The sequence below is a fragment of the Mucilaginibacter sp. SG564 genome (assembly GCF_013149275.1).
Lineage (GTDB): Bacteria > Bacteroidota > Bacteroidia > Sphingobacteriales > Sphingobacteriaceae > Mucilaginibacter.
This window is the reverse complement of sequence record NZ_JABGNA010000005.1, coordinates 332,747-354,885: the sequence shown is the minus strand read 5'-3', so window position 1 is coordinate 354,885 and position 22,139 is coordinate 332,747. Positions and strand designations below refer to the sequence as shown.

21 protein-coding genes are annotated in these 22,139 nt (G+C 42.4%); 19 read left to right on the top strand and 2 right to left on the bottom strand.

The window, feature by feature from the left end; all coding sequences use genetic code 11:
* The first annotated feature begins 10 nt into the window (after positions 1–10).
* The 19 genes from FHW89_RS13875 (at position 11) to FHW89_RS13785 (ending at position 19,055) form a co-directional block, all read left to right on the top strand.
* Complete coding sequence (locus FHW89_RS13875; RefSeq protein ID WP_172335648.1) at positions 11–1,294, top strand: cytochrome c3 family protein; 1,284 nt, start codon at positions 11–13, stop codon at positions 1,292–1,294.
* Positions 1,295–1,332: 38 nt separating this feature from the next.
* A complete protein-coding gene (locus tag FHW89_RS13870; RefSeq protein WP_172335647.1) occupies positions 1,333–4,395 on the top strand; it encodes a TAT-variant-translocated molybdopterin oxidoreductase in 3,063 nt (1,020 codons plus the stop codon).
* A gap of 25 nt (positions 4,396–4,420) precedes the next feature.
* Positions 4,421–5,893, top strand: coding sequence for an NrfD/PsrC family molybdoenzyme membrane anchor subunit (gene nrfD, locus FHW89_RS13865; protein ID WP_172335646.1), 1,473 nt, complete (start codon positions 4,421–4,423; stop codon positions 5,891–5,893).
* 6 nt (positions 5,894–5,899) lie between these two features.
* Positions 5,900–6,436 (top strand): DUF3341 domain-containing protein, encoded by a 537-nt coding sequence (locus tag FHW89_RS13860; protein WP_172335645.1) that lies wholly within the window; start codon positions 5,900–5,902, stop codon positions 6,434–6,436.
* Entirely contained in the window at positions 6,420–7,004 is a 585-nt protein-coding gene (locus tag FHW89_RS13855) for a cytochrome c (protein ID WP_172335644.1), read from the top strand. The genes FHW89_RS13860 and FHW89_RS13855 overlap by 17 nt, the downstream gene beginning before the upstream one ends.
* 13 nt (positions 7,005–7,017) lie before the next feature.
* On the top strand, positions 7,018–8,286 hold the full coding sequence (locus FHW89_RS13850; RefSeq protein ID WP_172335643.1) for a quinol:cytochrome C oxidoreductase: 1,269 nt from the start codon (positions 7,018–7,020) through the stop codon (positions 8,284–8,286).
* A gap of 48 nt (positions 8,287–8,334) precedes the next feature.
* Positions 8,335–9,522 carry a cytochrome c oxidase subunit II gene (locus FHW89_RS13845; RefSeq protein WP_172335642.1) on the top strand — a complete coding sequence of 396 codons (1,188 nt, stop codon included), beginning with the start codon at positions 8,335–8,337 and terminating at the stop codon, positions 9,520–9,522.
* A gap of 18 nt (positions 9,523–9,540) precedes the next feature.
* Entirely contained in the window at positions 9,541–11,430 is a 1,890-nt protein-coding gene (locus FHW89_RS13840) for a cbb3-type cytochrome c oxidase subunit I (protein ID WP_172335641.1), read from the top strand.
* Positions 11,431–11,530: 100 nt separating this feature from the next.
* A complete protein-coding gene (locus FHW89_RS13835) occupies positions 11,531–12,592 on the top strand; it encodes a heme A synthase (RefSeq protein ID WP_172335640.1) in 1,062 nt (353 codons plus the stop codon).
* Positions 12,589–13,455 carry a heme o synthase gene (gene cyoE, locus FHW89_RS13830; RefSeq protein ID WP_371742453.1) on the top strand — a complete coding sequence of 289 codons (867 nt, stop codon included), beginning with the start codon at positions 12,589–12,591 and terminating at the stop codon, positions 13,453–13,455. Before FHW89_RS13835 ends, cyoE begins: the two co-directional genes overlap by 4 nt.
* The gene (locus FHW89_RS13825) at positions 13,452–14,036 is read left to right on the top strand and encodes a heme-copper oxidase subunit III (protein ID WP_371742452.1); all 585 of its coding nucleotides are present in this window, start codon (positions 13,452–13,454) and stop codon (positions 14,034–14,036) included. The genes cyoE and FHW89_RS13825 overlap by 4 nt, the downstream gene beginning before the upstream one ends.
* A gap of 21 nt (positions 14,037–14,057) precedes the next feature.
* Entirely contained in the window at positions 14,058–14,783 is a 726-nt protein-coding gene (locus tag FHW89_RS13820) for a cytochrome c oxidase subunit 3 (RefSeq protein ID WP_172335638.1), read from the top strand.
* Positions 14,784–14,794: 11 nt separating this feature from the next.
* Positions 14,795–15,139, top strand: coding sequence for a cytochrome C oxidase subunit IV family protein (locus tag FHW89_RS13815; protein ID WP_172335637.1), 345 nt, complete (start codon positions 14,795–14,797; stop codon positions 15,137–15,139).
* A complete protein-coding gene (locus tag FHW89_RS13810) occupies positions 15,139–15,834 on the top strand; it encodes an SCO family protein (RefSeq protein WP_172335636.1) in 696 nt (231 codons plus the stop codon). Before FHW89_RS13815 ends, FHW89_RS13810 begins: the two co-directional genes overlap by 1 nt.
* 98 nt (positions 15,835–15,932) lie before the next feature.
* Complete coding sequence (locus FHW89_RS13805) at positions 15,933–16,508, top strand: DUF420 domain-containing protein (RefSeq protein WP_172335635.1); 576 nt, start codon at positions 15,933–15,935, stop codon at positions 16,506–16,508.
* Positions 16,509–16,710: 202 nt separating this feature from the next.
* A complete protein-coding gene (locus FHW89_RS13800; RefSeq protein ID WP_172335634.1) occupies positions 16,711–16,989 on the top strand; it encodes a hypothetical protein in 279 nt (92 codons plus the stop codon).
* Positions 16,990–17,092: 103 nt separating this feature from the next.
* Positions 17,093–17,497: a DUF983 domain-containing protein gene (locus FHW89_RS13795; protein ID WP_172335633.1), complete on the top strand. Its 405-nt coding sequence runs from the start codon at positions 17,093–17,095 to the stop codon at positions 17,495–17,497.
* Positions 17,475–18,140, top strand: coding sequence for a DUF2461 domain-containing protein (locus FHW89_RS13790; RefSeq protein WP_172335632.1), 666 nt, complete (start codon positions 17,475–17,477; stop codon positions 18,138–18,140). Before FHW89_RS13795 ends, FHW89_RS13790 begins: the two co-directional genes overlap by 23 nt.
* 105 nt (positions 18,141–18,245) lie before the next feature.
* The gene (locus tag FHW89_RS13785; protein ID WP_172335631.1) at positions 18,246–19,055 is read left to right on the top strand and encodes an OmpA family protein; all 810 of its coding nucleotides are present in this window, start codon (positions 18,246–18,248) and stop codon (positions 19,053–19,055) included.
* Between the two features lie 514 nt (positions 19,056–19,569).
* Here the strand turns inward: FHW89_RS13785 and FHW89_RS13780 are convergent.
* Together FHW89_RS13780 and FHW89_RS13775 are read right to left on the bottom strand one after the other, a co-directional pair.
* Positions 19,570–19,872 carry a DUF4286 family protein gene (locus FHW89_RS13780; RefSeq protein WP_172335630.1) on the bottom strand — a complete coding sequence of 101 codons (303 nt, stop codon included), beginning with the start codon at positions 19,870–19,872 and terminating at the stop codon, positions 19,570–19,572.
* A gap of 306 nt (positions 19,873–20,178) precedes the next feature.
* Complete coding sequence (locus FHW89_RS13775) at positions 20,179–21,984, bottom strand: tetratricopeptide repeat protein (RefSeq protein WP_172335629.1); 1,806 nt, start codon at positions 21,982–21,984, stop codon at positions 20,179–20,181.
* Positions 21,985–22,139 lie beyond the last annotated feature (155 nt).

Sequence of the window (22,139 nt, the reverse complement as noted above, 5' to 3'; positions counted from 1 at the left end):
AATACACTTTATGAGAAATTTCTCATTGATTTTTAAACAATTCTCAAGGTCGGTTCTAATTATTGCCGGGTTTGCTTTTTGGGGTTTTTCAAATGCTTACGCTCAGGCCGATCCGGCTAAAGGCGAAGCCATCTTCAAGTCCAAATGTACAGCCTGTCATAAGATCGATCAGCAATTAATCGGCCCGGCGCTGGGTCCGCAGCTTACCGAAGAAACTGATGATAAGTATCTGATCCAGTGGATCCAGAACAACCAGGCTCTTATTGCTGCTAAAAACCCTAAAGCGTTAGCGATCTATAACAAGTTTAACCAGGCAGGGATGACGGTATTTACCGAACTTTCTGATGCTGATGTAACTAACGTTATAGACTATGTGCGTACCGAATGGAAAACTATACAATCTGCTCCTAAGGCAGGTGCTGGCGATGGCAAAACTGCCGCAGCTGAAACTGGTCCGAGCAGTATGGTTATCTGGGGTTTGGTAGCTGTTATTATTATAGCCTTTATAGTAATACTGGTATTAAACAGGGTAGTGGCTACTTTAGAGCGCCTGCTGTTAAAAGGTAAAGGTGTTGTAATTGACGCGGAAGCTGAGCCAACTGCCGAAGAAGTAGCTGAGGCTAAGAAAAAAGACCTGATCAAAAGGATCCTGAAAAATAAGAAACTGGTATTCTTTATTATCCTTTGCGGTACCATTGCTATGGGCAGCTGGGGTTGGACTACCTTGTGGAACACTAACGTGCACACAGGTTACCAGCCGGTACAGCCTATCAAATACTCACATGAGTTGCACGCTGGTACTATGAAAATTGATTGTCAGTATTGCCACTCTGGTGCTTACAAATCAAAGAACGCTTCTATTCCTTCGCTTAACGTTTGTATGAACTGCCACAAGGTTGTTAAAACCGAGTCGCCGGAGATACACAAAATATACGATGCTTTGGGTTACGATCCTAAAACGCAAAAGTATGACAGCACCGCAGCTAAACCTATCCAATGGATACGCGTTCACAACCTGCCTGACCTGGCTTACTTTAACCACTCACAGCACGTAAAAGTTGGCGGCATCAAATGCCAAACCTGCCATGGTCCGGTTCAGACTATGAAAGAGGTTTACCAGTATTCACCATTAACTATGAAATGGTGTATCCAGTGCCACAAACGTACCGAAGTTAACGGTAAAGGAAACGCTTACTACGATAGCATACTTGCTGCTCACGATAAGATCAAGAAGGGCGAGAAAGTTACAGCCGCGGTGTTAGGCGGTATCGAGTGCGGCAAGTGCCACTATTAATAAATAAGAATTTTAGCATTACAGTTTATATAACTTAAATGGACAGCAAAAAAAAATACTGGAAAGGTTTAGAAGAACTAAACAGAACACCAGAATTTGTTGAGAAAAATAAAAACGAATTTGCCGAGCCTATTCCTATTGAGGATGTGCTCAGCGGAGATGGTTTATCTGCTAAAACCCCTCGTCGCGACTTTTTGAAAGCGCTTGGGTTTGGTGTAGGCGCGGTTACCCTGGCAGCTTGTCAGCGTGTACCTGTACATAAATCAATTCCTTACCTGATTAAGCCTGAAGAGGTTACACCTGGTGTGGCCAACTACTATTCTTCAAGTTACGAAGGACAGGCCATTTTGGTTAAAACACGTGAAGGTCGCCCTATTAAAGTAGAAGGTAACCCTAATGATCTGTTTTCAAAAGGTGGTTTAAGTGCACAGGCTCAAGCATCAGTTCTTGATCTGTATGATGTAAACCGTTTAAAAGATCCTAAACTAAAAGGCAGCGAAGCCGGTTGGTCTGAGATCGATGCTTTTGTGATCAAAGAATTGGCCGCTATTAAAGCTGCTGGTAAAAACATCCGTTTGGTGACCTCAAGCATCAACAGCCCGTCTACCTTAGCCGTAATTGCTGAATTTATTAAGCAATACCCAACTGCTAAACATGTTACTTATGATGCAGTATCTTATACCGGTATTATACAAGCTAACCAAAACAGCTTTGGTAAAGCCGTAATACCTCACTACAATTTTGACAAAGCAGACGTAATTGTAAGCTTCGGTGCAGATTTCCTGGGAACCTGGATCTCTGGCGAAGAGTTTACCCGTCAGTACGTATCAAACCGTAACAACAAATCGCTTGAAAGCAAAAAGATGTCACGTCACATCCAGTTTGAAAGCGGCATGAGCCTTACAGGTACCAATGCTGATAACCGTTTAGCGATCAAACCATCAGAAGAAGGTATCGCTATCATCAACTTATACAATGCTATTTCTGGTACTACTTTACCTGGCTCTAAAAAATTAAGCAGCAAAGCAGCAGAAAATGCTATCACTATTGCCGCTAAAGAATTGGTTGCCGCTAAAGGAAAAGCTTTAGTAGTAGCAGGTTCAAATGATGTAGCAACACAGGTTCTGGTAAATGCTATCAACTCCCTGCTGGGCAGCTACGGTACTACTATCGATCTGGACAATCCATCAAAACAATATGCCGGTAACGATGCTGAGTTTGTTGAGTTTGTAAATGAATTAAGTCGTGGTGATGTGGCAGGTGTATTATTCCTGAACGTTAACCCTGCTTACGATTACTTCAAAGCAAAAGAATTTACAGATGCGCTGGCTAAAGCACGCCTGAAAGTATCTTTTGCCGATCATGATGACGAAACAGCTTTATTATCAAACGTAATAGCACCAAACCACCATTACCTGGAGTCATGGGGTGATGCTAACGCGGTTGAAGGTTACTATACTGTTATACAGCCAACCATTAACCCGGTGTATAATACCCGCCAGGCCGAGCATAGCTTATTGGTATGGGCAGAAAACCCCGTTAAAGATTACTATACATTCGTTCGCAACACCTGGAACGAAAGCCTGTTGGCAAAAGGCGGTTTATCTGGCCAGAAAGGTTGGGAAACCCTGTTGCAAACCGGTATGATCAAAGCTACACCGAATACCGCGGGTACTTACACCTTTAACCGCGACCTGAACGCAGTAGCACAAACTATCCTTACACACAGCGCTTCCATTGCAGCTGGTGATGGCAAGTTTGAATTACAGGTTTATCAGTCGCCTGCTATAGGTGATGGTAAGCGTGCCAACAACCCATGGTTACAGGAATTGCCAGATCCGGTTTCGAAAGTTACCTGGGATAACTTTGTGGCTGTTTCTGTTGCAGATATCAAAAAATTAAAATTAAGCGAAGGTGATGTAGTTAAAGTAACCGCCAATGGTTACACTGTTAGCTTGCCAGTATTGGCACAGCCAGGCCAGGCACAAGGTACTATATCTATAGCGGTTGGTTACGGCCGTACAAATGCTGGTCCGGTAGGTGATAACGTGGGTAAAAACGCGTTCCCTTTCTACAGCTTCCGTAACGGAACTTTCCAAACTACTGCTACCGTTACTGCTTTTGAAGTAACATCAATAAAAGCGCCGCTTGCTCAAACACAAACGCACCACTCTTACGAAGGTCGTAGTGTAATTCGCGAAGCTAAGTTTACCGAATACAAAAAGAACCCTGCTGTACACAGCGGGAACGAAAAAGGCCATAAGAACTACGACGAGGAAAGCTTATGGGATGTGCCAAGCCACGACCGTCCGGTTTATGACTGGGTTATGGCTATCGACCTTAACGCTTGTACTGGTTGCGGTGCCTGTGTGGTAGCTTGTAACGCCGAGAACAATATCCCGGTTGTTGGTAAAGACGAGGTTCGCCGCCGTCGTGAAATGCACTGGATCCGTATCGACCGTTACTATAGCTACGAAGAAAAAGGTGAAAGCATTACCGAAGAGTACGAAATAGATAAATTAAAGGATGATGCCTTTGATAATGTAACTGTAGTGCATCAGCCAATGCTTTGCCAGCACTGTGATCACGCTCCGTGCGAAACAGTTTGCCCGGTATTGGCAACCGTTCACTCATCAGAAGGTTTAAACCAGATGGCTTACAACCGTTGTGTAGGTACCCGTTATTGCGCAAATAACTGCCCATACAAAGTACGCCGCTTTAACTGGTTCAACTACTGGAACGATTCACGTTTTGATAACTACCTGAACAATGAGCATACGCAACTGGTATTAAACCCGGATGTTGTTACCCGTTTCCGCGGTGTAATGGAAAAATGCTCTATGTGCGTACAACGTATACAAGCTGGTAAACTGAAAGCTAAAATTGAAAAACGCCCATTGAAAGATGGCGAGATCAAAATGGCTTGTCAGCAAACATGTTCTGCAAACGCTATCGTTTTCGGTAACAGGAACGATCCTAATTCCGAAGTTTCAAAAGCATTGAAGAGCGAAAGAACTTACTATGTGCTTGAAGAATTAAACGTACAACCAGGTATCGGTTACCAGGTTAAAGTTAGAAACGCAGTTGAATTAGAGGCTTAAAATTTTTATATACAGAGATTAAAATATGGCATCTCATAGTGAATCAATAATAAGGGAACCGTTAATAACGGGTAAGGATATTACCTATGGTCAGATCACTGACGATATATTACGTCCCGTAGAAAATATGCCGAGTAAGGCTTGGTGGATCGGTTTTACCGTAGCCTCATTAGGAGCATTACTTTGGGTATTCTCCATCAGCTACACCTTCTGGTACGGTATCGGATCATGGGGCTTAAACAAAACAGTAGGATGGGCATGGGATATCACCGGTTTCGTATGGTGGGTAGGTATCGGTCACGCTGGTACGCTAATCTCGGCTGTATTGTTACTGTTCCGTCAAAACTGGCGTAACTCCATTAACCGCTCGGCCGAGGCGATGACCATCTTCGCGGTAATTTGCGCGGCCACCTATATCGGCGCTCACATGGGTCGCCCGTGGATGGCTGTATACTCATTGCCTTTACCAAACCAGTATGGCTCATTATGGGTTAACTTTAACTCACCGCTTATCTGGGACGTATTCGCGATATCAACTTACTTCTCGGTTTCACTGGTATTCTGGTACACTGGTTTATTACCAGATATGGCTTCAATCCGTGACCGTGCTACAGGCTTACGCCGCCGTATTTATTCGGTAGCATCATTCGGTTGGACAGGCTCAGTTAAAACCTGGCAGCGTTTTGAAACCGTTTCATTGATATTGGCAGGTTTATCAACACCGCTGGTACTTTCGGTACACACCATTGTATCTATGGACTTTGCCACATCCCTTGAACCGGGATGGCATACAACCATTTTCCCTCCTTATTTCGTTGCGGGAGCTATCTTCTCAGGTTTCGCCATGGTGCAAACCCTGTTGCTGGTAACCCGTAAAGTATTAGGTCTGGAAAACTATATTACCATGTTCCACATCGAATCGATGAACAAGATCATCCTGGTAACAGGTTCGGTAGTAGGTGTAGCATACATCACAGAGTTCTTTATCGCTTACTATTCTGGTGGCGAGTATGAGCAGTATACTTTCTTAAACAGGTTTATCGGTCCGTACTGGTGGGCTGCCTGTATGATGTATGGCTGTAACGTATTGATGACCCAGATGATGTGGTCGAAAAAAGTTAGAACCAACATTCCAATTTCATGGGTACTATCTATCATTGTAAATATAGGTATGTGGTTTGAGCGTTTCGTGATCATCGTTGTTTCCTTACACCGCGATTACATTCCATCAAGCTGGGCTATGTTTTACCCAACCTGGATAGATGTAGGTGTGTTTGTTGGATCTATCGGTATATTCTTTACCATGTTCCTGTTGTTCATCAGGGTAATGCCTTCTGTAGCGATTGCCGAAGTGAAATTACTGTTGAAGAGCGCGAGTGAGCAGGCTAAGAAGAAACAAATTGCCGAAGGGCACCTTGATCCATCTCACGTAGAGTTCTATAAAGCGAATTTGATCAAATTTGATAGTGTTGACCAATCTGAATACGAAAAAGCATAATAACCGATGAGTAGCACCAAATATATATTAGGCATTTTTGATGATCCCGATGATCTGATGCACGGGATTGACAACCTACAAAAAAATAGTGTCCCTATTTACGATGTTTACACGCCAATGCCTATCCACGGTATCGACGCTAAACTGGGTATCAAGGACTCCAGATTAGGATACGCGGCCTTCATGTTCGGCTGTATGGGTGGTACAACCATTTTTACACTGGTTTATTACTTCCTGGTACATGACTGGCCAATGGACATCGGCGGTAAAAACTTTTTTGCCATTCCCGATTTTATCCCGGTAACCTTTGAGTGGACGGTATTATATGCGTCATACGGTATGGCATTTACTTTCTTTTTCGCTACGCACCTTTTCCCGGGCCGTGCACCAAGAGTAATGGACCTGAGAGCGACTAACGATAAGTTTGTGATCGCCATTGATGCAAAAGGAAATATACCACACGAAGATATCAACACAATATTAAAAGAAGCAGGGGCAAGTGAAGTTAAGCATAACGACAGAAAATATGTTAGCTATGAATAAATTTAGAATATTAGGAACAATAGTTATCATTATCGCTGCTTCGATTGTAGTAACGTCGTGCAAAGATAAAAGGAGTACCGGATGGGAGTACGCGCCTAATATGTACGAGCATATCGCGTACGATCCGGATCAAAAGAACCCGAATTTTAAGGATGGAAAAACCGCGCAGGTACCACCAGCCGGAACTATCCCGGTAGGCTTTACCAAGTTTGATTATCCAAATACAAAAGATGGATATGAACTGGCAAGCGTTGAGGTAAAAAGTGTACTGGCTCAAACCCAGGCAAACTATAAAGAAGGAAAGATCTTGTTTTTACACTTTTGCTCTCCATGCCATGGTGAAAATGGTCAGGGTGATGGTTTGGTAACACAACACGGATATCCGCCGCCGCCATCATATTCAAAAGGCCAGTCATCACGTGGTGGTGCCATGAAAGACTTAACAGACGGTAAAATATACCATACCATTACTTACGGTGTAAATGCAATGGGTTCATACGCTTCACAGCTGGCCCCTGAAGAACGCTGGAAAGTGATCATGTATGTTCACCATTTACAAACTTTATAAGAATTAGAACTGAATGAATACTCATAATAGTTTAGACGAGCAATTTGTTTTTACCGGCAAGGCAAAAACATGGAGTTTAGTTGGCATAGTTGTTGGCTTAATAACCATAGCCGGTGGTTTTTTATTCGGTTACGGTGAACGCACATTTGCCAACTTATTGCTGTGTGGTTATTACTTTGCCTGCGTTTGTACGGCTGGTGTATTTTTCTGTGCCCTGCAGTATGTAGCACAAGCTGGCTGGTCAGCTTCTTTGTTACGGGTGCCACAGGCATTTGCCAAGGTATTACCCATAGCGGCGGCAATATTGTTTATCATCATATTTGCCGGGTTAAATTTAACCCACCATACCGAAGTTGGTGAAGGTAAAGAAGCAGTAGCGCCTTATTTATATAAATTATGGCACCTGAATGGTGTTACCGTTAAGGGCAGTGAAAATTACGATCCTGTTTTGGCAGGTAAAGCCGGATTTTTGAACATGCCTTTCTTCCTGTTCCGTATTTTCCTGTTTTTAGGTGCCTATGCTACATTTGGCTATTTATTAACTAAATATTCCAATACAGAAGATGAATTGGGCGGCTTATTTTACTATAAAAAGAGCTTTACTATTTCGGCAGCATTCCTGGTGATCTTTGGTTTTACTCAACCTGTATTTTCTTTTGACGTGGTAATGTCATTAGAGGCACATTGGTTTTCAACCATGTTTGGCTGGTATAATTTTGCAGCCATGTGGGTAAGTACTTTATCAATCATTACCTTAACCATTATTTTGTTAAGAAAGAGCGGTTACATGCAATGGATCACACAAGATCACCTGCATAACCTGGGCCAGTTAATGTTTGGCTTCTCGATATTCTGGACTTATGTATGGTTTGCACAATTCCTGTTGATTTACTATGCTAACATCCCCGAAGAAAGTGTTTACTTCCTGAGAAGATGGGAGCCTGAGTTTAAACCATGGTTCTGGTTAACCATTATCCTGAACTTTATGGCACCGTTACTGATCATCATGTCTCGGGATTCAAAACGCGCAACAAGCGTATTGAAAGCTACCTGTATCATTTTGATCGTAGGTCACTGGTTAGATTATTTCATCATGATCATGCCTGGTACTATAGGTGCGCATGGCGAATGGTGGTCACAAATAACTCCAATAGAAATTGGTGTTGCTTTAGGATTTGCAGGATTGTTTAGTTACCTGATGTTGAATGCTTTAAGCAAGTTTAAATCGCTTATTCCTAAAAAACATCCGTTCCTGCAGGAGAGCCTTCACCATCACATATAATAATTGTTATTTTTGCAACAAAATACAGAATACCAAACTGACATTAAAATGGGATTCAGAAAACTTATAAATTCTAAAACATTACTATCGTTTGTCACAGCGTTTATGCTTTTGGGCACAAACCTGTTGATGGCGCAAACAGAGGCAGCGGCAACTACCGGAGGGCAGGCTGATGCTCCCCAGGTTGATTGGACTGGTGTTGCGTACTACTTACTTTTATTTTTCCTGGTATGTCTTGGCGTAGCGGTAATAGGTAAAATTTTAAAGATATACGACCTTACACTTCAGATACAAGGTAAAAAAGGAATGAAATGGAACACGATAATGGCTGTAGTTTGCCTTGTGTTCCTGGTAGCAGGTTTATACGGTGCTTACTGGTCGTTCACGGTACAAGGTAGCATGACCTTGCCAGAGGCTGCTTCTAAACATGGTGTTAAAATTGATGAGATGTTCACCGTCACTACGGTTTTAACCATGATCGTGTTTTTTATTACCCAGATATTGTTGTTTACATTCTTATTTAATTACAGGCATTCAGACAAACGCCGTGCGCATTTCTTACCGCATAACAATACTATCGAGAAAGTTTGGACAATAGCTCCTGCTATCGTTTTAACTATATTGGTGGTGTTTGGCTTTTTTACCTGGCAAACAATAATGAATACTACTGATACTAAAGGCGATATCAATATTGACATCACCGGCCATCAGTTTGCTTGGGAACTTCGTTACCCTGGTAAAGATGGTGTGTTAGGTCCTAAAGATTTCAAATTGGTTTCTGCGGCTAACAAATTGGGGGTTAACTTCAAGAAACGTAGCAGCTTTGATGACTTGCAGGTTGATACCATGTACCTGCCTGTAAACAAATCGATCAGGTTAAATATCCAGGCATTAGACGTAATACACTCTGTTTACATGCCTCACTTCAGAGTTCAGCTTAACGCGGTTCCGGGATTACCAACTTTCTTTAAGTTTACCCCAACTATTACTACCGCGCAAATGCGTACCCAGCTTGACGATCCTAAATTTGAATACTTAGTTTATTGCAACAAAATATGCGGTGGTGGTCACTACAACATGCAAAAAGTTGTACGTGTAGTTACCGAGGCCGAGTATCAGGCATGGCTGTCAAGGCAAAAACCTTATTTGAGCGATGCTTTAAGAAAGGAATTGCATTTTGCCGCTGCGGATCAGCCAAAAACAGAGTTACAAAATAGGTTAGCGTTAAATAATTAATATAGAAAGAGAAACGATATGTCAACATTAGCAGTTCACGACCACGGAGTAGCACACCACGACGATCACGGTCACGAACATCATCATAACCAATCGTTCCTGTCTAAATACGTATTTAGTATGGATCATAAAATGATTGCCAAGCAATTCCTGATCACAGGGATCACCATGGCAGTTATTGCAATGATATTGTCTATTTTGTTCAGGATCCAGTTAGCTTATCCTGATAAAACTTTCCCATTGTTAACTACATTGTTAGGGCGTTTTGCACCTAACGGCCGTATAAGTGCCGATTTTTATCTGTCGCTGGTTACCATTCACGGTACCATCATGGTATTCTTTGTGTTAACAGCCGGTTTGAGCGGTACTTTTGCCAACTTGCTGATACCTTTGCAGGTAGGTGCACGTGATATGGCGTCTCCGTTCATGAACATGTTATCTTACTGGTTCTTCTTTTTAGCCAGTGTGATCATGTTATCATCATTCCTGGTTCAAAAAGGTCCTGCCAGCGGTGGTTGGACAATTTATCCGCCACTATCCGCATTGCCAAAAGCAATGCCCGGTTCTGGTGAAGGTATGACGCTTTGGCTCATCAGTATGGTGCTGTTCGTAGCATCATCATTAATGGGTGGTATCAACTATGTAAGTACCGTGTTAAACATGCGTACAAAAGGTATGGACCTTTGGAAAATGCCTTTAACTATCTGGGCTTTATTCCTTACCGCTATATTAGGTATCCTGGCGTTCCCTGTATTAGTTGCAGGTGTGGTGTTATTGATATTTGACCGTAGCTTTGGTACCAGCTTCTACCTGTCAGACATTGTGCTGAACGGTGTACAACAACCATTTGAAGGTGGTAGCCCAATCCTGTTCCAGCACTTATTCTGGTTCCTGGGTCACCCGGAGGTGTATATCGTAATTATGCCGGCGATGGGTATTTCATCAGAAGTAATGTCTGTAAACTCACGTAAACCTATCTTCGGTTACCATGCGATGGTTTACTCTTTAATCGGTATCACCGTATTATCATTTATCGTATGGGGGCACCACATGTTTGTTACGGGTATGAATCCGTTTCTGGGTGGTGTGTTCATGATCACTACTTTGATCATCGCGGTACCATCGGCGGTAAAAACATTTAACTGGCTGGCCACATTATGGCGCGGTAACATCAGGTTCACACCTGCTATGCTGTTCGCTATAGGTATGGTGTCATTCTTTATATCAGGCGGTTTAACAGGTATATTCCTGGGTAATGCGGCACTGGATGTTAACCTGCACGATACTTACTTTGTGGTTGCTCACTTCCACCTGGTAATGGGTTCGGCGGCTATATTTGGTATGCTTGCTGGTGTTTACCACTGGTTCCCTAAAATGTTCGGAAAAATGATGGACGAGAAATTGGGCTATCTGCACTTCTGGTTAACCTTTATCGGTGCTTACCTGGTGTTTTTCCCAATGCACTTTATGGGTCTGGATGGTGTACCACGTCGTTACTATGCCTTTACCGAATTTGTAAGCATGCAACGCTGGTTAACCGTAAATACCTTTATTACATGGGCGGCTATCATGGCGGCTTGTGCTCAGGTAGCTTTCTTGTATAACTTCATCTCTTCTATATTCATTGGTAAAAAAGCCACGCAGAACCCATGGGAGTCAAATACCCTGGAATGGACTACACCTGTTGAACATTTACATGGTAACTGGCCTGGCGAAATACCAACCGTTTACCGTTGGCCATATGACTACAGCAAGCCTGGTGCCGAAGAAGATTATATTCCTCAAACAGTTCCTTTCTCTCAAACCATGAGCTCAAACTTACCTCATGACTTTGAAGATAACCCTAAAGGTTTAGAAGAACTGAACAAGTTTAACAGTACGCTGAAAGCAAACGAACAAGTAAAATAATTTTAGTGGTAAGTAGTGAGTGGTGAGTAGTGAGTTATGAGTTTTTAATCGAGAACTCACCACTCGCTACTCACCACTCACTGTTATCTACTCACCATTCATGGGTATATCTGCATCAAAAATCCGGTTCCAGAAAGTCACGCTCATAACAATAATTATACTTTTTGTTTTGATACTGGCTGGTGGAGTTGTGCGTAGCTCAGGCTCAGGAATGGGTTGCCCCGACTGGCCCAAATGCTTCGGCAGATATATTCCGCCCACCAGCAGTGCCGATCTGCCAAAGGATTACAAGCAAAAATATGTAGATCAGCGTTTGGCCAAAAACCAACGCTTTGCCAAAACATTGGATGTATTTGGTTACAGCGATCTGGCTAAGCGAATCCGCGAGGATAAATCCATTTTAGTTCCCGAAGAATTTAACGCTGAAAAAACCTGGACTGAATACATCAATCGTCTTATCGGTGCCATATCTGGTTTATTCCTGTTTCTATCAGCTGTATATGCTTTTAGTTATTGGAGTAGCAGTAAACGTATACCCCTTTTAAGCCTGTTTAACTTTGTATTGGTAGGTTTTCAGGCCTGGTTAGGATCTATCGTAGTATCAACCAACCTGGTTGCCTGGATAGTTACGGTACACATGCTGCTGGCACTGGCGATATTAGCCATATTGATATATACTTATCACCGGGCTAAAGTATTGGACACAAAAAAATTAACTACCGGTACGCTGGTTTACATTATTACATTAATTGCTTTGATCGCCAGTATTTTCCAGATAGCTTTCGGTACCGAGGTACGCGAAGAGATTGATGCTGTAGCTACTCATTTCCAGGGCGGATATCGTAATAACTGGATCAGCAGCGTAGGCGAAATATTTGCCCACCATCGAGACATGGCAGTATTGGTATTGGTACTCAACGTGATGTTATACGCCCTGATACGGAAAAACTTTGGCCGGCATTCGGTTCATCAGCAACTGATGAGCTTTACCTTTTTAATGATCATGCTGCAGATAGTTACCGGTATACTGTTATCATACTGGGCATTGCCGCCAGCAGCACAGGCTACACACATTGTACTGGCGAGCCTTATTTTTGGAGCGCAGTTTTATTTGCTTTTAAATTTATATAAACCGGTTAGTGTTAGGGGGATAAGCAAATGAACATGAAAGATTTTTCAAAGCTGATTAAAACACGCCTTACCGTATTGGTGGTGTTCTCGGCTTCTATTTCTTTTTTAATAGGAAGCAAGGTAGCCAACGGGCATATCGACTGGCTCAACTGGGTGAAACTTATTGTTGGTGGTTTTTTGGTAACGGCTGCTGCGAATAGTTTCAACGAGATCATCGAGAAAGACCTGGATAAGCTGATGAAGCGTACCATGGATCGTCCCATTCCATCAGGTAAAATGAATACCGGTCAGGCACTTGTTTTGGGTTTGGGTATGGGTATGGCTGGTACCTATTTGCTGGGTAGCCTTAATCTGTTAACCGGCATACTATCTGTATTTTCGATCTTATTATATGCGTTTGCTTATACTCCGCTAAAGCGCAAATCGCCAATTGCGGTTTTTGTGGGCGCTATACCGGGTGCGTTGCCACCACTTATAGGTTATGTGGCTGCTCACGAAAAAATTGACGAGATCGCTTTGATCCTGTTCGGGATACAATTTGTATGGCAGTTTGTGCATTTTTGGGCTATTGCCTGGGTGCTTGATGATGATTATAAGCTGGCAGGCTTCAGATTGTTGCCTACCGGAAACCGCAATACCGGAAGTGCCGTAATAACCTTTATATTTGCAATCATATTGGTGCCAGTGAGTTTGCTGCCAACTATTTATGGTTACGGTGGTTACTATGTTGGCGCTGTATCGTTAATATGCAGTTTAATATTTTTATACCAATCTTTTGGCTTGTTGCGCATGCAGACCATTGAGGCCGCCCGTAAATTAATGTTCGGCTCATTTTTATACCTGCCCATAGTGCAGTTAATGTTTTTATTTGATTTTATAGGAAAAGTGAAATGATGGCTCAGATTCAGAAAGATAACGACAGGCTTGATCTGGCTCCCAAAAAATTCAACATGTGGATATTTATATTCACTTCGTTTATGTTTTTTGCGGCCTTAACAAGTGGTTTTATCGTTTATAGCGGAGGGAAGGGCCATGGCCTTAATGTAATTATGCCCAACGCTTTTTTATATAGCACCATTATTATTGTGTTGAGCAGCGGTACTTTATTTTTGGCTTCCAAAGCCTCAAAAACTTTGCAATTTGCAAAGCAACGCCTATTTTTATGGCTTACATTTGCACTGGGCCTGGCGTTTTTTGCTATGCAACTTTACGCAATGTACGTTTTGGCCTACAAAATGCAGATTCATTTTGTAGATGATAACGCCTCCCGCTCATTTGTTTATGTGTTTGCGGGGATGCACTTAGTACACATTATTGCAGCTATATTGTTATTATTGAACACCCTTTGGGGTTCATACAGAAATATTCCACAGGTACGTAACCTGTTTAAAATGGAAATGACCTCTATTTTTTGGCATTTTCTCGGAATTATATGGATTTATCTGTATGTTTTTTTACTTTTGAACCAAAATTAATACACCCATATTTAAGTACAAATGAGTACAGCAGTATCACAAATTGATGAAATAAAAACAACTCCATGGTCTGGAGGGAGATCACCCTTCAATGTGGAGTACGGAAAAATAATGATGTGGTTCTTCCTCCTTTCGGATGCATTTACCTTTTCATCATTATTGATTTCTTATGGTGCATTACGTTTCAGCGCAAGCGTGTGGCCGGCGGCCGATAAGGTTTTCCAGTCGGTACCGGGTATGATTGACCACGGTGCGCCACTGGTTTTCGTAGGTATCATGACGTTCATCCTGATCCTGAGCTCTGTTACCATGGTATTAGCTGTGGAAGCAGGTCATCGTAACGCCAAAAAAGAAGTGATCTGGTGGATGATAGCTACCGTAATTGGTGGTTTCATGTTCCTGGGTTGCCAGGCTTTGGAGTGGGCTCACTTACATCATGAAGGTTTCTGGTGGGGAAGCACTCCGCCACTGCATGAACTGAAAGAGTTTTTTACCGAAGGTGCAGGTACTGATGCAACCCGTCATTTAACCTCGCAGGAATTTGCCAACTTATTCTTTACCATTACTGGTTTCCATGGTTTTCACGTATTTACCGGGGTTATCATCAATATCATCATTACCGTTAACGTACTGTTGGGTACTTACGAAAAACGCGGCAGCTATTTAATGGTTGAAAAAGTAGGCCTTTACTGGCACTTTGTAGACCTTGTTTGGGTATTTGTATTTACATTCTTTTACTTAGTATAAAAAATATTTATATGTCATCAGATTCACAAGAAGTTCACCACGAAGAGGGCGATCACGCAACAATGACCAAAGGAAGAATCATTAAAGTGGCTCTTATACTTTCGGCTATTACAGCAGTTGAGTTTATCATTGCTTTAATATTGGTGCCTAAAGGTATTTTAGCCTTACAATATGCAAACCCTGTATACATTGTTTTAACCTTGTTTAAAGCGTTTTATATTGTGGCTTTCTTCATGCACTTAAAGTTTGAGAAAATGGGTTTAGCCCTGTCTATCATCGTGCCGATATTATTCATTATAGGTTTGATACTGGTATTGACTAACGAAAGCCATCACTGGATTACGTTGAGGGGATAATGGCCGCTATAGCGAAAAAAATTGTAATCCTGGTGCTCATATTAGCGGTGCCAGGATTTTTGTATTATTTACTCACCGCTAAAGGCAAAAACAGGTATAAACCCCTGGCAATTTACGGGCAAAAAATAGTGGCCAAAACCGGGCACAAGTTTCACGGCAAGTATATACCAGATACTATTTATCATCACCTGCCGGCCTTTACACTTACAACGCAGGATGGTAAACAGGTGAGCGACTCAACCTTTAAAGGAAAGATATTTGTAGCCGGGTTTTTTTATACTCATTGCCCTGCGGTATGCAGTACCATTAACCGTAACATGAGTTATCTGGTGGATACCTACCGTAAAAATAAGATGGTATATTTTACATCCATCACGGTTGATCCGCAGCGCGATTCGGTATCGGTATTAAAAAAGTATGCCGACAGCTTTAAACCGGCCTCAAAGCGCTGGTTGTTTTTAACCGGTGATACTACGTCTATATACAGCCTTGCCCGTCAGGGTTTCCTGGTAAACGCGCTGAAGGAAAGTGACGACGACTTTATTTACAGCGATAACCTGGTACTGATCGATGCCGAAAAACGCATCCGCGGCTATTATAAAGGCGCAAATACCAATGATATAAATCGCTTGACTGACGAGATCAAGGTATTAATTGCCGAGGAACTGCGCAAAGTTGATAAACCGCTTTATTAGAAGAAAGAAATAAGATGTAAGAATCAAGAACCTTACATTAAAGATAGAATAAAAAATGAATCTTGACTCTTGTATCTTGATTCCTGACTCTTAAAAAAATGTCTGATAAATTTATATTTCGCTTTGTAGCCGTTGTTACCATAGTGGTGATTGGGCTGGTAGTTTTACTTAACCGGCACCTGATACCCGGCCCGGCTGTAGCACCGGCTTTTACACCGTATTTGCCTATGCTTAACGCCATATTAAATGGCACTTGTACTATTCTGTTATTGGTATCGCTGTACTTTATCAGGCAGGGGAATATCAAAGTGCACAAAAATCTCAATATTCTCACCTTTAGCCTGTCGGCATTGTTCCTGGTGTCATACGTGTTATTTCATTACCTTATGCGTAACGAGATCATATACGGCGATATCAATGGCGATGGCGTACTTTCAGCTGCAGAGAAAACAGCCGCCGGAGGGATGCGCACGTTGTATCTGAGTATACTTACTCCGCACATTATACTGGCAGCAGGTGTATTACCGCTTATTTTGCTCAGCTTTCACCGCGGTTTGCAGATGCAGGTAGCCAAACATAAAAAACTGGTTCGCTGGACCTTCCCGATATGGTTGTACGTAACAGCATCGGGTGTTATTGTTTATTTAATGATACGGCCATACTATCATTTTTGATAAGATAGTATCAATTAGCTGGTATCAAGTAGCTAGTATCAAGTTTAAAGACCAGGGATATACAGTTTTAAACATTGTACATAAAAGAATCCAAGTATAAAGGTGCCAGTAACTCAAGTAAAAAGTCGTGATACTTGATACTAACTACTTGCTACCAATAAACCACTTGCTACAACATCAATAATTAGCTAAATTTGCCTTTATGAAAACAGGTTTTAAAGTTATATTATTTGTATTTGCCCTGGGCCTTTTGGTTTGCAGCAGGCAACCTGTCAAAGCACAATGCGCGCAGTGCGCGGCCACGGTTGAAACCAATTCCAAAAACGGGGGTAATGCCGCCAAAGGTTTAAACAATGGTATTTTGTTTTTGCTGGGTGCACCTTACCTGGCAGCCGGCGTTGTAGGTTTTATCTGGTACAAAAAATACCGCCGTAAAAATGTCGATCTGAACATCCGCAAAGAGAAACTGCATTTGAATTAAATTTAATAGTTCATTAGTTCACTGGTTCAATTGTTCATTGGTTCCAGAGCGGCAACTATGCTAAGACTAATAAACTAATGAACCATTGAACCAATAAACTAAGATGCCTCCAACCTCCAAATCATGGGCCATGCTTCACTGTAAATGCCCGCGTTGCCGCAGGGGGGATATGTTTCAGGGAGGGCCCTACAGTTTTGCTAATAAAATAAACCTTAACTGTCCGCACTGTAACTTATACTTTGAAATTGAGCCAGGGTATTTTTACGCGGCCATGTATGTGAGCTATGCCTTAAACGTAGGCGAAGCACTGGGCCTCGCCTGGCTCACCTGGCTTATCACCCATAATGCCGATTCGCCCTGGTTGTATCTAAGTGTCATAATTTTGGGCTGTTTTGCTTTGGCTCCCATAAATTTCAGATATTCGCGGGTACTATTGTTATATTGGTTATCGCCCAAGATACATTATCAGTCATATTTAGATACCGATGATAAACCAGGAAAGTCTTGAATTTTTAAAGGATCTCGCAGCAAACAATAACCGGGAGTGGTTTTCAGAGAACAAGGCCCGCTATGAAAAAGCCCGTGAAAATGTAATTGAGTTTACGGTTGAACTACTGGGCGAAATGCACCGGGTTGACCAGGCAATTGACGAAACGCTCGACCCCAAAAAGTGCGTAATGCGCATTTACCGCGACATCCGTTTCCGGAAAGATAAAACACCTTATAAAATCAACTTTGGCATCAGTCTGCCCACACAAGGCACCAAGCTTGGCGGAGCCGAATATTACTTACAGATACAGCCCGGTGGCAACTCCTTTATAGCCGGCGGATATTGGATGCCCGAAGCCGCACATCTGAAAGCCATACGCCAGGAAATTGATTATAACGCGCATGAGCTGAAAGAGATTATTGATGCGCCGGAATTTATAAAGCTATTTGGCGATTTCAGGGCGCAGGAGCAATTAAAAACCGCTCCGCAGGGTTACACCCCAGATAATGAAAATATCGACCTGCTGAAGCTGAAAAGTTTTATAGCCTGGCATAAGATAAGCGACAAGGACATCGTTAAAAAGAACGCGGCAGCGCAGATTGCCCAGGATTGCAAGCTCATTTACCCGCTCAACGTTTTTTTAAGAAACGCAATGGCGTAAGTGGTTCAGTTGTTCATTGGTACCATGTTGGCAACCATGGATGGATATAATGCAGACTAATGAACTAATGAGCAATTGAACTAATGAACAAATAAATATATCACAATGAAGATCACCTACTATCTGTTGGCCCTGGTTCTGAGTCTTACCTTTTATTCTTCCTGTAAGATCATGTCGCCAAAGGCCTACAAAGCTTTGATTGCCGAACGCGATTCTTTAACCACCCGTACCGAAACATTGGAAACCCAGGTTTTTCAGCTCAGGGCCGATACCATGCGCCTGCACCGTGAACTGGCCAACCTGAGTAATAACAACAGTGCTCTGAACAGTAACCTGAGCACCAGCTCGTCAAAACTAAAACGCCTGGCTGCCGACCTGGAAAAACGCGAAGCCCGCTTAAAAGAGGTGGAAGATATCTTGCGTAAACGCGATGAGGCCGCCAACGCGCTCAAAAATAAATTGCAGCAGGCCTTGCTGGGCTTTCAGCAAAGTGGTTTAACGGTTGATATCCGTAACGGCAAAGTATATGTATCATTGGCCGATAAGCTGCTGTTCCCGTCGGGCAGTATTGTGATTGACGATAAAGGCAAAGCCGCCCTGAAACAACTGGCTGTAGTACTGAACAAAGAACCCGATATTAACATGGCCATTGAAGGGCATACCGACGATAAAAAGGTAATTAACCTGGGCCAGATCAAAGATAACTGGGACCTGAGCGTACTGCGAGCCACTTCCGTGACCCGCTACTTAACTGAAGTTGAAAAAGTTGACCCGCACCGGTTAACGGCTACAGGTAAGAGTGAGTTCCAACCCATCGATCCTGCCCCAACCAATGAGGCCCGTGCCAAAAACAGGCGCATCGAAATTGTGCTCACCCCACGATTGGATGAGTTGTATAATTTGATCACTAAGTAAAGGCCCCCTAAAGGGGGAACTTTTTGATGTGTGGATGTGCAGGTTTTAGATGTGCAGATAATCCCGGTACTGTTACCGCAAGTGTCCTTCCAGACCCAGACTTACGAAGTTTTCAAAACTTCGTAAGTCTTTAAATATGATGGCCTGTCATCCTGAGCTTGTCGAAGGACGTGCGCACAGGCCTGCCCACCATGCTTCGACGGGGCTCAGCATGACACCCTTTTTAAAAGGCGGATAGTTTGTGATTGCCACGAAAATTCCGTATATTATAATACAAAACAGCCCGACGTTCTGCAAATAAGAACGCCGGGCTGTTTTATTTAAGGGGGGAAAGTGAAGAAATAAACTATTTATGTCATTATTTGACAGCCAATAAATTAAAACTTTTTAAAGTTTAAAAAGCTGCTCAAAATTGCGCTGGAATTTGTTAAAATGAGGGTTCCCAAACAGTTTCCGAGTAATTTTACCCCGTTTTTGGCTACAAAAATGTTAAAATTTAAGGTTTAAAAAGTTTTTATTCTACCTCTTTCATCAGGGTATTGAACATCACAAATTTCTCATCAAACTGCTGCTGATGGATAGCCTGAAACTTATGCAGGTGGTTCATGTAAAACTGCTGGAACTGTTCAATGCTATCGGCATTATACTGGATGCAGTAGGTAACTCCCTCGTTAGGCGAGTCTATAACAGTCAATATCTTGTATGACCGGAAACAGCCCGTAGCCATTATAGCAGGTATATGAACAGTCTTGATCCAGTTAAGCCACTCATCGTGAATGCTTTCTTCAATTATTATGGTGTCGTTGTATACAATCATGGTGCTGCAAAAGTAGTTAATTGGTTTATTAGTTCATTGGTTCAGTTGTTCATTAGTTGAACGGGTACTGCCCGATGAACTTAAGCAGTTCAGGTTATTTAAGGGTTTCCTGAGTACTTTGCTTAAAGCTGATCAATGTAAACCTTATTATTTATGGGTTTACACTGTAAACCGGTTTTTTTGATAAAAAATATTTTAAATAATTGATTTTCAATTATTTAAAATAATGTAAACTATGAAAAGTGTAAACCATGTAAACCCACTTTTTAACATAATTTACTAATAAATCAATAAACCAATGAATCCTCAGGAATCCGCCTTATCGCCCCTTAATAGTCTGAAACGCTTACGGGCTTCATTGATCCAGAGGCTGCCAGGGTAGTTTTTGACTATCTTTTCGTACCAGACTTTGGCGCTGGCTTTATCGTCAAGGCGGTTTTCATAGATATCACCCAGCATAAAAACGGCATCATCGGCCCAAAGGTCATTAGGGTGGCCGTCGGCTATTTTTTTGAGGAGGGGCACGGCGGCGGCATAGTTTTTTTGCTGTATCAGTATCCTTGATTTCGACATCAGGATATCATCCCTCAGACTATTGTTCGGGAATTTTTTATCGATGCTGTCCAGCGTCATCACAGCCTTTTCGGGTTGTTCGGCAAATATCAGCAGATCGGCCCGGGCATATATTTTCAGGGCATTGCCTACGCTGTCGGCAGTCGTATTATCGTTGATCAGCAATTGTAAATTGAGGGCATCATTGGCAATTAATTGCGATGTGGCGGCCTTCAATACATTAAGCTGTCCTTTGGCCCAGGTAAAATCGCCGGTATAATAAGCCAGTTTGGCGTTCCGGAATTTGGCATCCTGGTTAATATCGGTGTTCGGAAAATCCTTCTCTACCTGGCTGTATAAGAGGGTGGCCTCCCAGGGCTGTTTGTTGATGAGGTATATATCGCCCAAGTCGAGTTTGCAGGAAGCCAGCAGTTCGGGCCTGATGTTGGGAATATTTACGGCGTCTTCCAGCAGTTTTTGGGCTTCGTTAAGTTTATGCAGTTTGAATGCCTGCAGGTTAGCCAGTTTCTGCATGGCAAAAACGGTACTGTTATTGCGCCCAAATTCGGTCAGGAGGTCATTATAATCCTGCTCCAAACCGGTCAAATCGGCAGGGAGGTATTTACCCGAGGTTACTTTTAAATTTTTAGTGTTGATGAGCTCAATTTTGGCGGGGATGTACATGGGTGATGTTTTACCCTTGCTAATGATATATTCATATCCACGTATAGCAGCGTCATAAGCTTCGTTGGAGCTTAGGGTGCGGCAAAGTTCAAAAATGTTGGTGCCATCGTCATTTTGCCTGCGGCTTAAGGCCAGCGCCTGGTTTAGGGCCAGGTCAAATTCCTTTTGTTGCATAAATTGCCAGGTAAGCAGTTCGGCATATATCGTTTGCTGCGGATCTTTTTGTATGCGTCTTAGCAGGTTTGATTTTAGCATGTTATAATCCACATCACCCTCATAAATGGTGGCAAAAGCGTTTTCGGCCTGGGCAATGAAATTGGGATTCGCCGGCAAAAAGTTCAGATATTCTTCGGTAAGGTTTATTTTATCCCTTTTAAAACGGTAAAGATTGATGAGCTCATAGGTGAACGCTTCGTTGCTGTTGAGCGTTTTGCGGCCCTGCTGAAATATCTTGATGGCATAATCCAAATTAGCGCTCTGGTAAAACTGACCGGCCAACATAGCTATTTCATTACGATCGGCGGGCAGGTTTTTGATCAGGTTGTCATAAATGGCGTCGGCCTTGCTCAGATTGCCCTCTTGAGTATAAACTGTGCCCAGGGTTATCTGGTACTGATTTTCATTGGGGTGTTTGCGTACCAGCTTTTTTACCACACTTTCGGCCTCATCAAATTTTTTAAGACTGATTAGGGTATTCACATAGTAGGAGTAATAGCCTTCGTTGTTCTGTTTGTATAGTTTCTGGTATATATCCAGGGCTTTTTGCGGCTCGCCATTGCTGGCATATTGTTTGGCTAATTGCAGGTCGTTATCCTGGGCAAAAAGCCGGGTTGCCATTACCAAAACAATAATAACAGTATTTAATAAAGCCCTCATCTGCTCAAAAATAGTCAATTAATAATTACCACGTTTCGGCGAAAGTATTTTAATAGTATATAACGTTATAGGTGGGTAAAATTGTAGTGACATTTTGATAACATTAAGTTATTTAGCTAATTTGACCAGAATAATAAAATTGGGGTGATTACCAT